This window comes from Nocardia thailandica NBRC 100428 (genome assembly GCF_000308795.1).
GTDB classification, from domain to species: Bacteria; Actinomycetota; Actinomycetes; order Mycobacteriales; family Mycobacteriaceae; genus Nocardia; species Nocardia thailandica.
In genome coordinates, this window is the sequence record NZ_BAGK01000107.1 from 1 (window position 1) to 10,526 (window position 10,526).

Here is a 10,526-nt window from a genome sequence, read left to right on the forward strand (position 1 = left end):
ATCTCGACGACCAGCACGCCCACGGCTGGTTCGTCGGCATCGACGGCGACCTGGCCTTCGCCGTGTTCGTGGCGGACGCGGGCAGTTCGGCGCCCGCCGTCGAGGCGGCCGGGCGGATGCTGCGCGCGCCGCGCTGATCACCCGCCGGCCGCGCGCGGCACGATGAAGACGCCCTCGGCCTCGGCGGTGACCATGCCGTCGGCCGCGAGGGTGGCGCGCGCGAACTTCTTGCGGCCCTCGCGCACGGTCGGCGCGGCCTCGAGGACCAGCGCGCCCAGCGGGGTCGGCCGGTGGTAGCGGATCGTGAGCGTGCCGGTGTAGTTGGGCGTGCCGTCCATGCTCGCGGCCTCGCCGAGCAACTGGTCGAACAGCAGCGCGACCACGCCGCCGTGGACGTGGCCGGTCGGTCCCTCGTAGGCCGCGCCGAGGGTGACCTCGGCGCGGGCGGCGAGGGCGTCGTCCGGTGTTCCCCGGACGACTGTGAGCGGCGGGGCGACCGCGTTGCGCAGCCCGATCACCGCGTTGCCCCAGGCCATGCCCTGCCCGGTCGCGCTGCGCCGCACGCCGTAGGGTCCGGGCATCTGCTCGGCGCGCAGGGCGGCGACGACCTCGGCGATGCGGCGGTGCGCGTCCGCGAGGGTGGCGTCGTCGACCCGGGTCCGGATGAGCGCGTCGATCAGGTCGCGGACGGTGCCGGTGACGGGCTCGTAGCGGGCGATGTGCTGGGCGACCTCGTCGTCGGTGAGGTCGTCGAGGATGAATTCCATGGGTGTCCCGGCTCGACGGTGGTCACTGATCCGGGGCCGGACTAGCGTCTGGACTTTGTTCCGAAATTATCGCAGGGTGCGTGGCGTGTCCAGTGCGCGTGTCGTGTGGTCGAGGGTCGCGACGGCTCCGGCCGTGTCCGGGTGGCCGCGATCGCTGGTTCGAACGGCCCGAGACCGGGCGCGCGGGCGTACCGGGCGGGCGACGCGGCGAGGTGTGCGGGTCAGCGGCAGCAGTCGGGGTCGAGGACGACACAGAGCGCGGTGAGCGCTTCGCGGCGGGAGCGGTGGAAGGTGTTCATCCCGCGGCGCTCGGAGCTGACCATCCCGGCGTTCCTGAGCTGGGTCAGGTGGTGGGAAACGGTGGACTCGGCGATTCCGACCGCCGTGGCGAGCTCGCCACTGTTGCGCTCCCCACCCGGGGCGCTCAGCAGGAGGGACATCAGTTTCACGCGCACCGGATCGGCGAGTGCTTTGAGCCGCAGTGCCACTTCGAGGGCGGCGTCGTCGTCGAGTGGGCCGGCCGCGACGGGCGAGCAGCAGACGGGGGCGGACATGTCGATCACCGGTAGCGCCTTGGGCATGGCGCAATCCTACTCGTAGTATTGACATATGTCGAAAAGGTGGTGCAGACTCGGCGTTGCAAGTTCTTCGACATATGTCTCACAAGTGGAGGATCTCTCATGTCCCGCGTCCAGCTCGCCCTCAACGTCGACGACCTCGACACCGCTGTCACCTTCTATTCGACCCTGTTCGGCGTCGAACCGGCCAAGCGCAAGCCCGGTTACGCCAACTTCGCCATCGCCGAGCCACCGCTCAAGCTCGTGTTGATCGAGAACGTCGGCTCGGGCGGTTCGATCAACCATCTCGGGATCGAGGTCGAATCCTCCGAACGAGTCCACGGCGAGATCGCCCGCCTCTCGGAGGCCGGGTTGTTCACCGAGGAGCAGATCGCGACCACGTGCTGCTTCGCCACGCAGGACAAGGTGTGGGTCACCGGGCCCGGCGGTGAGCGGTGGGAGGTCTACACCGTGCTCGCCGACAGCGACACCTTTGGCGTCGCGCCCGTTTCGGAGCCGTCCGCCGCCGCCGAGCCGACCGGCGTGTGCTGCGGAACCGCCGCCGAGGCCGAAGCCGAAGGTGCCTGCTGCGGCGCCGGGGCCAAGGAGGAGGCGATCGCCTCCGGGGCGAGCTGCTGCGGCTGACCCGGCCGGGCAGGGCTGCGAGCGAGTTCACCGGGTGTTCGCTTGCCTTCTCGATTAGATATCGATCAATATCGACGGATGTCGAATCGAGAATTGCCGCTCGGTGTGGCCTCACCGGGGTGTGCGGCCACACCGAGCATCCGGCCGCCGATGACCGGCGAGACCGCGGTCGAGCTCGCCGCGGCGTTCAAGGCACTTGCCGATCCGGTCCGATTGCGGCTGCTCTCGGCGATCGCCGCGCGGGCCGACGGCGAAGCCTGCGTGTGCGACCTGTCCTCCGGTATCGATGTCACCCAGCCGACGATCTCGCACCACCTCAAGGTGCTCCGCGAAGCGGGTCTGCTGACCAGCGAACGGCGCGCGTCCTGGGTGTACTACCGGATCGTTCCCCAAGCGCTGGCGCGACTGTCGGATGTGCTCGCGGCCGAAGCGGGAGCGGTGGTGACCGCGTGAGCACCACCACCGAAACCCCGGCGGTCGTCGGCAAGCTCTCGACCCTGGACCGGTATCTGCCCGTCTGGATCGGCGTCGCCATGGCCGCCGGCCTGCTGCTCGGCCGGATCATCCCCGGCCTGGGCGATGCGCTGTCGGCGGTCGCGGTCGGCGGCATCAGCCTGCCCATCGCGATCGGCCTGCTGATCATGATGTACCCGGTGCTGGCCAAGGTTCGCTACGACCGCCTCGGCACCGTCACCGGCGACCGCGCACTGCTGATCAGTTCTTTGGTTCTGAACTGGATTCTCGGCCCGGCGTTGATGTTCGCGCTCGCGTGGCTGTTGCTGCCGGATCTGCCCGAGTATCGGACCGGGCTGATCATCGTCGGCCTGGCCCGCTGCATCGCCATGGTCGTCATCTGGAACGACCTCGCCTGCGGCGACCGCGAAGCCGCCGCCGTCCTGGTCGCGCTGAACTCGGTGTTCCAGGTGATCATGTTCGCCGCCCTCGGCTGGTTCTACCTCTCCGTGCTGCCCGGCCTGCTCGGTCTCGCGCAGACCAGCATCGACACCTCGCCCTGGCAGATCGCCGAGTCGGTGCTGATCTTCCTCGGCGTCCCGCTCCTCGCGGGGTTCCTCACCCGCCGCCTCGGCGAACGCGCCAAGGGTCGCCGATGGTATGAATCCAGCTTCCTGCCCCGGATCGGGCCCTGGGCCCTCTACGGGCTGCTGTTCACCATCGTGATCCTGTTCGCCCTGCAAGGCGACCAGATCACCTCCCGACCCTGGGACATCGTGCGGATCGCGATCCCGCTGCTGGCGTACTTCGCGATCATGTGGGGCGGCGGCTACGTCCTCGGCGCCACCCTCGGGCTCGGCTACGAGCGCACCACCACGCTGGCGTTCACCGCCGCCGGCAACAACTTCGAGCTCGCCATCGCCGTCGCGATCGCCACCTACGGCGCGACGTCCGGGCAGGCCCTGGCCGGTGTGGTCGGGCCCCTCATCGAAGTCCCGGTGCTGGTCGGCCTGGTCTACGTCTCGCTGGGCCTGCGCAAGCGTTTCGTCGCCCCAACGGCGGGCGAAGGAACGGCGCCGCCGGGTGACCGCGCTGCGGCCCGGTCCGGCGACGACATCGACTTCCACGGAAAGGCCCTTCCATGACCGCGAAGCCCAGCGTCCTGTTCGTCTGCGTCCACAACGCGGGACGCTCCCAGATGGCCGCCGGATTCCTGACCCACCTCGCCGGAGCTGCCATCGAAGTCCGCTCCGCCGGAAGCGCGCCTGCCGACTCCGTCAATCCCGCCGCGGTCGAGGCGATGGCCGAGATCGGCATCGACATCTCCGAGCAGACCCCCAAGATCCTCACCGGAAGCGCAGTGGAAACCTCCGACGTCGTCATCACGATGGGCTGTGGCGACAGCTGCCCCTTCTTTCCCGGTGTCAGCTACCGCGACTGGGTGCTGGAGGATCCCGCGGGCAAAGGCGTCGAATCCGTCCGGCCCATCCGCGACGAGATCCGATCCCGCGTGGAAGCCCTCATCGCCGAGCTCCTTCCCGGTCGCGACTGACTCCCGCCGACCGCGTGTCAGTGCGCCTGGTCGGCGCAGGGGATGACGAAGACTCGTTCGAGCAGGTCGTAGAGGTGTGCCCGGTCGTCGGGGCCGAGTTCGGCCAGGCCCCGCTGGGTCGCGGCCATCTTCGCGCGGATCGCGTCGGTGACGCGTTCGCCCTCCGGGGTGATGACCAGGTGGGTGACGCGACGGTCGGCCTCGCTGGTCTCGCGCCGGACGAGGCCGCGCTTCTCGAGTCGGTTGATGATGCCGGTGACGTTGGAGGCGTCGCAGGCAAGGGTGTCGGCCAGGGCGCGCATGGCGACGGGGCCCCGGCGCAGGACCGTCAGGGTCTTGCCCTGGCTCGCCGTCAGGTTCTCGCTCGCCGCGGCGGCGGTGAACTCCCCGTAGTAGACGCCGAGCGACACCGAGAGCAGCTCCATGAGCTGGGCGGTGTCGGCGCGGGCTCCTGTCATGGGATCAGCCTATCCGCAAAAACTTGACGATCTCAAATATCTGCCTCTAGCGTGGGCATTGCTTGAAGTTCTCAACTTTCTATGTTGTCAAGTAACCGCGAGGAGTTACCCGTGACCGTCACCACCTCCGATGCCACCCGCACGGCCGAGGTCCTGTCCCGGCCCATCACGCTCAACGGCCTGACCGTGCCGAACCGGATCGTGATGGCGCCGATGACCCGAATGTTCTCGCCCGGCGGTGTTCCGGGGGAGGACGTGCGCTCGTACTACGCGCGCCGCGCCGCGGCCGGGGTCGGCCTGATCGTCACCGAGGGGACCTACGTCGGGCACGACTCGGCCGGGCAGAGCGACCGGGTGCCGCGCTTCCACGGGGAGGAGCAGCTGGCGGGCTGGGCGAAGGTCGCCGAGGACGTGCACGCCGCGGGCGGCACGATCGTCCCGCAGCTGTGGCACATCGGCATGGTGCGCAACGACGGTGAGCCGCCGTTCCCCGAGGCCCCGGCCATGGGCCCGTCCGGCATCGGCGCCGACGGCACCGAAGGCGCGGGCAAGGCCATGACCCAGGCCGACCTGGACGAGGTGATCGCGGCGTTCGCGACGGCGGCCGCGGACGCGGAGCGGATCGGCTTCGACGGTGTCGAGCTGCACGGCGCGCACGGCTACCTGCTCGACCAGTTCCTGTGGGCGGGCACCAACCGCCGCACCGACGCCTACGGCGGCGATCCGGTTGCCCGGACCCGGTTCTCGGCCGAGATCGTGGCCGCGGTGCGCGCGGCGGTGTCCCCGGAGTTCCCGGTGATCTTCCGGTACTCGCAGTGGAAGCAGCAGGACTACAGCGCGCGGCTGGCCGAGACGCCCCAGGAGCTCGAGGCGATCCTCGCGCCGCTGGCCGCCGCCGGTGTAGACGTCTTCCACGCCTCGACCCGCCGCTACTGGCTGCCGGAGTTCGAGGATTCGGACCTGAACCTGGCCGGCTGGACCAAGAAGCTCACCGGCCGCCCCACCATCACCGTCGGCTCGGTCGGGCTCGACGGCGACTTCCTGCGCGCCTTCGCCGGGCACGGCGCCGAGCTGGGCAGCATCGACAACCTGCTCGATCGGATGGAACGCGACGAGTTCGACATGGTCGCCGTCGGCCGCGCCCTGCTCCAGGACCCGGAGTGGGCGGCCAAGGTCCTCGACGGCCGGACCGCGGAGATCCGCCCCTACGACGCGGCGGCGCTGAAGACCCTGAGCTGAGGGGCGCCGGAAAAGATTTCGGCCGCACCGATGAGTTCGCGGGCGGTGGTCCGTCCTATCCGTTGAACGCGCTACCCACCCGGCGCGACCGACGAGAAGGACACCGACATGACCACCGCCACCGCCTCCGCGACCGTCTCCACCGCCACCTCCTACCGCCCCGGCAAGATCCGCAACCGCGTCCTGTGGACGCTGCAGATCGTGCTCGGCCTGTTCTTCGTCATCGCCTCGGGCGGTCCGAAGCTGGTCATCCCGCACACCCTGATGGAGAGCGCCCCCGCGGGCCTGACGATCCCGTTCGGCCTGCTGGTGTTCATCGGCGTGGCCGAGGTCGCGGGCGGCATCGGCCTCATGGTGCCCCGGCTGACCGCCCTGGCCGCGGCCGGGCTGTCCGTGCTGACCGTCCTCGCGGCGGGCACCCAGGCGTTCCTCGTCGGCGCGCCCGCGATGGCGATCTTCCCGCTGGCGCTGGCCGGGATCTTCGCCTGGATCGCCTACGAGCGCCGTGCCACCCTGCCCGTGCCGACCCGGTGAATCCACCACCGCGGGCGACGATCACCGGACGAACCGTCCGGTGATCGTCGCGTGCGCGTGCCCGGTCGTTCGGGTGGACGACCGGGTCGCGCCACGCGTCTCACCCCAGCACGATCGCCAGGAATCCCGAGACCCTGCCCCAGCGGTCCGGGTCGGATCGGTGACCGCGCGGAAGACCCGCAACGCCGACGGACACCCGATTCGTCGCCCGATCCGGTGCCGCCCTTCGGGAGGCCGGCCGGCACGACGGCGTGTCGCGCGTAGTCGGTTACGCGTCCGGGTCCGGGTGGCCGCCGCGCCGCCTATCCTCGAGTCATGGACGAGCAGTCGCGCCGCATCCGGGGGTTCGTCGTCTTCCCGGCGGACGCGCCGCGGCGCCCGGCGCGGCTGAGGATCGAGCTGCGCGACGTCAGCTTCGCCGACGGGCCCGCGCCGCTGCTCGCCGAGCTGAGCGCGGACGTGCCGATCGGACCGGGGGCGCGCTTCCCGTTCGAGCTCACCGCGCCGGCGGGCGCCGCGAGTTCGGCGCAGTCGCTGGCCTGCCACGTCGACCTGACCGGGGACGGGAGCCTGGCCACGGGGGATCTGGTGTCGACCCTGGCGATTCCGGTCCCGCCCCGGGGCGCGGTGGCGAACCTGATCATCCCGGTGACCGTCGTCGAGGCGCGCCGGAACGCGTAGCCCGCTACCCGTGCCGGGGCGGGACGCGCGGCGCACGCTGGGAGGACGCGACCGGTCCGCGGTCGCCTCGCCCAGGAGAAGGTGCGGCCGATGATCATCCACGACTTCGTCATCGCGGCGCGCGCGAGCGCCGACGACACCGGCGAATTCCGTCCCGCGCCCGAGGCCGGGACCGTCACCGTCCCGAGCGTCACCCAGGGCGCGCGCTGCCTGCGCTACGGCGCGATCGACGGCCTCGCCGTCTTCGAAGGGGACATCGTCCTCGGCGACCTCGACGAGGTCGAGGACCCGCGGCGCGAGGAGGGGGTGGCGATCACCGGGGCGGAATCGCGGTGGCCCGGCGGCGTCGTGCCGTTCGAGATCGATCCGGCGCTGCCCGATCCGCAGCGGGTGGCCGCGGCGGTGGCCCACTGGAACGCGCGCACCACGCTGCGCTTCGTGCCGCGCGCCGCCGCCCACGCCGACTTCATCCGCTTCGTGCCCGGCGCCGCCAGCCGCTCGCCGGTGGGCAGGCGCGGCGGGCGGCAGACCGTCGAACTCACCGTCACCGCGCCCGTCGGAACCGTGGTGCACGAGATGGGGCACGCCATCGGGCTCTGGCACGAGCAGAGTCGCGCGGACCGCGCCGCGTTCGTCGACGTGTGCCTGACCGACGTCGCCCCCGAGACCCGGCACAACTTCGCCCAGCACATCACCGACGGCGACGACATCGGCGACTACGACTTCGGCTCGATCATGCACTACCCGGCGACGGCGTTCAGCGTCACCGGGCGCGCCACCATCGTCCCGCGGGTCGTGCTGCCGCCCGGGGTCGTCATGGGGCAGCGGGTCGCGCTCTCGGCGGGCGACATCGCCGCCGCCGACGCCCTCTACCCCGACGCGGCGGCCGGGTGAGCGCCGCCGCGGCGGAAGTCGAGTGGTCGACTACTCGTGTCCCCACCGCGGGCCGCGGCGCACGTTGGGATCCCCAGCGACCCCGACCCGGACAGGTGATGGACATGACAACCGAGACGCGCACCGCCGCATGGCGGCAACAGGTGTCGGCCGCCGCCCAGCGGTACGCCGACAGCGCCGCCGCGCGGCGCACCATCGAGCGGCGGCGGCGAGCGGCCGAGTCGATCGTCGCCGACAGCGAGGAACAGATCCTGGCCCGCGCGGATCGGCTGTTCGCCAACGGCGAGGTGCCACCGCAGGTGGTGACCGACCTCGCCGCCGGGGAACCCGTCGGCCGGATCGCGGCCCTCGAGCGGGTGATCGGTCAGGTCAACGATCTGCAGGCGGTCAACTTCCTCGGCCGGGGCGGTCGCGCGGCGGCGGCGGTCGCGCGGATCTCGTTGGCGGACAACGGCCGCGAGGTCCCGATCGGGACCGGCTCGCTGGTCTCGCCGCAGCTTCTGCTCACCAACCATCACGTGCTGCCGACCGCGCAGGACGCCGCCCGGGTGGTGATCGAGTTCCGCGCCGAGACCGACCTGGACAGCGTGCCGACCCCGCCCGCGCGGGTCCGCGCCCTGCCGCAGGACTTCTTCGTCACCGACGCCGGCCTGGACTACACGCTCGTGCGCGTGGGCGCCGGACCCGGCGGCACCGCGCCGGGGGACACCTTCGGCTGGAATCCGCTGATCGCCGAGCAGGGCAAGATCGTCATCGGCGAGGCCATGAACGTCGTCGGCCACCCCATGGGCAGGCTCAAGGAGATCTCCATCCGCGACAACCGGCTCGACCTGCAACTCGACGACTTCCTGCACTACTCCACCGACACCGAGCCGGGCAGCTCGGGCTCGCCGGTGTTCAACGACCAGTGGGAGCTGGTGGCGCTGCACCACTGCGGCGTCTCGGCCCAGGACGCGGACGGCAACACCCTGCGCGTCGACGGCAAACGCTGGCAGCCCGGCGACGGCGACGACGCCGTGCAGTGGATCGCCAACGAGGGCGTGCGGGTGAGCGCCATCCTGCGCGACCTGGCGGCCCGCGACCACCCGCCCGCCCAGCGCGCGCTGCTGGACGAGCTGGGGGAGCAGGCGGGCCTGTGCTGCGCGGCACCCCAGGACACGGCACCCCAGGACACGGCGCCCCGGGACGCGGTGCCCGTCGTCGCCGCGCCGGAACCCGTCGTCACCCCGGAACCCGGTGTCGCGCGGCAGGAGTCGGTGCGTCGCCTGCGGGGGTTGCGGGGTAACGCGACCGCGTTCGGCGGCACGCGGAGTCTGCTGTATCTGCACGGTCGCGGCCAGCAGGAACGCGACCCCGCCGACCTGCGCCGCACCTGGACCGCCGGCCTGAACAAGGGCCTCACCCTGGCCGACCTGACGCCGGTCGACCCCGCCGACGCCTACTTCCCGTACTACGGCGACCAGCTCGCGGCGAGCCTGGAGCACCGGGAGTCCCTCGTGGCCGCGGACTCGGGCCTCTACGAGAGCCTGGTGACCGAGGCCGCGGTGGCGGCGGGCATGCCGCCCACGGGAACGGGGACCGTGCCCGCCACCGAGGAGGGGCTGTTCGGCCTCGGCGCCGGCCTGCTGGGCCGCCTGCACGATCAGCTCGGCTGGCTGGCCGCGCGCAGCGGCCTCGACGCCCTGCTCATCAGCGCGATCTTCGCCGACGTCGCCGCCTACCTCGACGACGACGACGTCCGCAAGAGCGTGCTCGAGACGGTCCTGGCCGACACCCCGACCTCCGGGGAGCTGATCCTGGTCTCCCACAGCCTCGGGACGGTCGTGGCGATGGACCTGCTGACCCAGCTGCCGCGCGAGCTGAACGTGCGCCTGCTCGTCACGGCGGGCAGCCCGCTGGGGCTGGACGCCGTCTACCGCAAGCTGCTCAGCGGCGGCGCGACCCGGCCCGAACGGGTCGGCGACTGGCTCAACACGTTCTACGCCGGCGACCCCGTCGCCATCGGCTGCCCGCTGGGACCGGTGTGGGGCGCGGGCGTGCGGGACGCGGCGGTGGCGAACCCGAAGGACCACGCGCACGACATCGCCGAGTACCTCGCCCACCCGGCGGTGGCCGCCGCCATCGGCGGCGCGATCCGCGCGTGAGGGCGGCGCGTCATCCACGGGCCGGTTCCGGATTCGCGTAGCGCCCTACGCGTTCGGGACCGGCCCGTCGCGAGGGACCCTGAACGGAGAGAACTTCGGCGAAAGGGCAGGACGATGTACGACGCGGATCCCGAGGACGCGGTCCTGGCCGCGAGCCCCGACACCACGGAAGAGATGGGCGAGCCGGGGGCCGTGGACCGGCCCGGCGGCCACAATCACCGGGCGCACGCGCCCGGCCGGCACACCCAGCGGGTCCTGTGCACCCACGGCACGGGCGCCTGGGTCTTCGGATTCCCCGACGCCACGGTGCGCGCCGACAGCCGGGTCAGCGTGCGGCTGGCCGCGATCGGGCCCGACGGCGCCGCGCTGCGCGACGGCGCACCGGTGCGCGTGCTGGGGGTGGTCCCGCACAGCGACGGCACGACCACGGTGCGCTATCACGTGGGCGCGGAGCACAATCTGCGCGTGCTGTTCGACTTCGTCATCCTGCCCTGACGCGACGCGCGCGCCGCGCGGGCCCGCGCGCGTCAGCCGTCGCGGACCAGCAGCGCGCGCAGCACGTGCGCGGTCCGGTCGGTGACGGTGCCGGGGGCGAGTCCGCG

General features: G+C 71.9%; 13 protein-coding genes. 10 read left to right on the top strand and 3 right to left on the bottom strand.

Translation table 11 applies throughout. The features are described from left to right. Window positions 1-137: 137 nt before the first annotated feature. Together ON36_RS11145 and ON36_RS11150 are read right to left on the bottom strand one after the other, a co-directional pair. The gene (locus ON36_RS11145) at window positions 138-767 is read right to left on the bottom strand and encodes a PaaI family thioesterase (RefSeq protein ID WP_043651050.1); all 630 of its coding nucleotides are present in this window, start codon (window positions 765-767) and stop codon (window positions 138-140) included. A gap of 221 nt (window positions 768-988) precedes the next feature. Beyond that, window positions 989-1,348 (bottom strand): Rv2640c family ArsR-like transcriptional regulator, encoded by a 360-nt coding sequence (locus ON36_RS11150; protein ID WP_043651053.1) that lies wholly within the window; start codon window positions 1,346-1,348, stop codon window positions 989-991. 99 nt (window positions 1,349-1,447) lie between these two features. On the opposite strand from ON36_RS11150, the gene ON36_RS11155 reads away from it, so the two are divergent. From ON36_RS11155 to ON36_RS11170, 4 genes are all read left to right on the top strand, one after another. Further along, window positions 1,448-1,969, top strand: a complete 522-nt coding sequence (locus ON36_RS11155; protein WP_043651056.1) for an ArsI/CadI family heavy metal resistance metalloenzyme — start codon at window positions 1,448-1,450, stop codon at window positions 1,967-1,969. Window positions 1,970-2,047: 78 nt separating this feature from the next. Next, the gene (locus tag ON36_RS11160; protein WP_043651058.1) at window positions 2,048-2,422 is read left to right on the top strand and encodes an ArsR/SmtB family transcription factor; all 375 of its coding nucleotides are present in this window, start codon (window positions 2,048-2,050) and stop codon (window positions 2,420-2,422) included. Then, a complete protein-coding gene (gene arsB, locus ON36_RS11165; protein WP_083885062.1) occupies window positions 2,419-3,567 on the top strand; it encodes an ACR3 family arsenite efflux transporter in 1,149 nt (382 codons plus the stop codon). Before ON36_RS11160 ends, arsB begins: the two co-directional genes overlap by 4 nt. After that, the gene (locus ON36_RS11170; RefSeq protein ID WP_043651061.1) at window positions 3,564-3,974 is read left to right on the top strand and encodes an arsenate reductase ArsC; all 411 of its coding nucleotides are present in this window, start codon (window positions 3,564-3,566) and stop codon (window positions 3,972-3,974) included. The genes arsB and ON36_RS11170 overlap by 4 nt, the downstream gene beginning before the upstream one ends. A gap of 17 nt (window positions 3,975-3,991) precedes the next feature. Here ON36_RS11170 and ON36_RS11175 read toward each other — a convergent pair whose 3' ends face one another. Continuing rightward, the gene (locus ON36_RS11175) at window positions 3,992-4,432 is read right to left on the bottom strand and encodes a MarR family winged helix-turn-helix transcriptional regulator (protein WP_043651064.1); all 441 of its coding nucleotides are present in this window, start codon (window positions 4,430-4,432) and stop codon (window positions 3,992-3,994) included. 111 nt (window positions 4,433-4,543) lie between these two features. On the opposite strand from ON36_RS11175, the gene ON36_RS11180 reads away from it, so the two are divergent. The 6 genes from ON36_RS11180 (at window position 4,544) to ON36_RS11205 (ending at window position 10,419) form a co-directional block, all read left to right on the top strand. Then, window positions 4,544-5,671 (top strand): NADH:flavin oxidoreductase, encoded by a 1,128-nt coding sequence (locus tag ON36_RS11180; RefSeq protein WP_043651067.1) that lies wholly within the window; start codon window positions 4,544-4,546, stop codon window positions 5,669-5,671. A 108-nt stretch (window positions 5,672-5,779) separates the two neighbouring features. Beyond that, on the top strand, window positions 5,780-6,205 hold the full coding sequence (locus ON36_RS11185; protein WP_043651071.1) for a DoxX family protein: 426 nt from the start codon (window positions 5,780-5,782) through the stop codon (window positions 6,203-6,205). Between the two features lie 315 nt (window positions 6,206-6,520). After that, the gene (locus ON36_RS11190) at window positions 6,521-6,886 is read left to right on the top strand and encodes a hypothetical protein (protein ID WP_043651073.1); all 366 of its coding nucleotides are present in this window, start codon (window positions 6,521-6,523) and stop codon (window positions 6,884-6,886) included. A 90-nt stretch (window positions 6,887-6,976) separates the two neighbouring features. Beyond that, window positions 6,977-7,780: a M12 family metallopeptidase gene (locus ON36_RS11195; RefSeq protein WP_052313864.1), complete on the top strand. Its 804-nt coding sequence runs from the start codon at window positions 6,977-6,979 to the stop codon at window positions 7,778-7,780. Window positions 7,781-7,884: 104 nt separating this feature from the next. Further along, window positions 7,885-9,924, top strand: a complete 2,040-nt coding sequence (locus ON36_RS11200) for a trypsin-like serine peptidase (RefSeq protein ID WP_052313865.1) — start codon at window positions 7,885-7,887, stop codon at window positions 9,922-9,924. Between the two features lie 114 nt (window positions 9,925-10,038). Beyond that, window positions 10,039-10,419: a hypothetical protein gene (locus ON36_RS11205; protein WP_043651079.1), complete on the top strand. Its 381-nt coding sequence runs from the start codon at window positions 10,039-10,041 to the stop codon at window positions 10,417-10,419. Window positions 10,420-10,526 lie beyond the last annotated feature (107 nt).

What these genes read in the sequence shown, in the direction of transcription:
- ON36_RS11145 (WP_043651050.1), bottom strand. Translation starts at nt 767, where the DNA reads ATGGAATTCATCCTCGACGACCTCACCGACGACGAGGTCGCCCAGCAC.
- ON36_RS11150 (WP_043651053.1), bottom strand. Translation starts at nt 1,348, where the DNA reads ATGCCCAAGGCGCTACCGGTGATCGACATGTCCGCCCCCGTCTGCTGC.
- ON36_RS11155 (WP_043651056.1), top strand. Translation starts at nt 1,448, where the DNA reads ATGTCCCGCGTCCAGCTCGCCCTCAACGTCGACGACCTCGACACCGCT.
- ON36_RS11160 (WP_043651058.1), top strand. Translation starts at nt 2,048, where the DNA reads ATGTCGAATCGAGAATTGCCGCTCGGTGTGGCCTCACCGGGGTGTGCG.
- ON36_RS11170 (WP_043651061.1), top strand. Translation starts at nt 3,564, where the DNA reads ATGACCGCGAAGCCCAGCGTCCTGTTCGTCTGCGTCCACAACGCGGGA.
- ON36_RS11175 (WP_043651064.1), bottom strand. Translation starts at nt 4,432, where the DNA reads ATGACAGGAGCCCGCGCCGACACCGCCCAGCTCATGGAGCTGCTCTCG.
- ON36_RS11185 (WP_043651071.1), top strand. Translation starts at nt 5,780, where the DNA reads ATGACCACCGCCACCGCCTCCGCGACCGTCTCCACCGCCACCTCCTAC.
- ON36_RS11190 (WP_043651073.1), top strand. Translation starts at nt 6,521, where the DNA reads ATGGACGAGCAGTCGCGCCGCATCCGGGGGTTCGTCGTCTTCCCGGCG.
- ON36_RS11195 (WP_052313864.1), top strand. Translation starts at nt 6,977, where the DNA reads ATGATCATCCACGACTTCGTCATCGCGGCGCGCGCGAGCGCCGACGAC.
- ON36_RS11200 (WP_052313865.1), top strand. Translation starts at nt 7,885, where the DNA reads ATGACAACCGAGACGCGCACCGCCGCATGGCGGCAACAGGTGTCGGCC.
- ON36_RS11205 (WP_043651079.1), top strand. Translation starts at nt 10,039, where the DNA reads ATGTACGACGCGGATCCCGAGGACGCGGTCCTGGCCGCGAGCCCCGAC.